The organism is Oleiphilus sp. HI0125 (genome assembly GCF_001635355.1).
Genome location: NZ_LWGF01001279.1, coordinates 1 through 635, shown reverse-complemented (window position 1 = coordinate 635; position 635 = coordinate 1). Strand labels below are relative to the sequence as shown.

The window sequence follows — 635 nt, the reverse complement described above, 5'->3', positions numbered from 1 at the left end:
AACCAGCGTTAACGCTTCATCTGTGCCAGATGCACGTACGTTCGTTAGCTGCTTACCTTTTGTAGGGTTAACTGCCAAATCGTTAGAACGAGAGTGAATACCGATAATCTGGCCTTCATATACATCTACAGCGTGACCCAAGAATAAACGACCACGATCCTGAAGATTGAATAAAGAGTAAGACAAGGTCTTGCCTTTCACCATTGAAATCAATACACCATTTTGACGTGATACAACTTCACCAGCTTTAACTACATCATAACGATCAAATACAGATGTCATGATACCGCTACCTGATGTAAGCGTAAGGAACTGACCACGGAAACCAATCAAACCGCGCGACGGCACTGAGAACTCGAGTTTTACGCGACCTTTGCCGTCTGGCTCCATGTTAGTCAACTCAGCCTTACGCAAACCAAGCTCTTCCATGATCGAACCCTGATGCTGATCTTCAACATCAATTACTACGTTCTCGTAGGGCTCCATCATCACGCCATCGATTTCTTTCTCGATAACTTCTGGACGAGATACTGCTAGTTCAAAGCCTTCACGACGCATTGTTTCGATCAAAACTGAAAGGTGAAGCTCACCACGACCGCTCACAACAAACTTATCAGCTGTATCGCCCTGCTCAA

At 45.0% G+C, this 635-nt stretch carries 1 pseudogene; it reads right to left on the bottom strand.

The window, feature by feature from the left end:
* Positions 1–635 (bottom strand): annotated as a pseudogene (locus tag A3762_RS22255) (translational GTPase TypA); the annotation flags it as partial.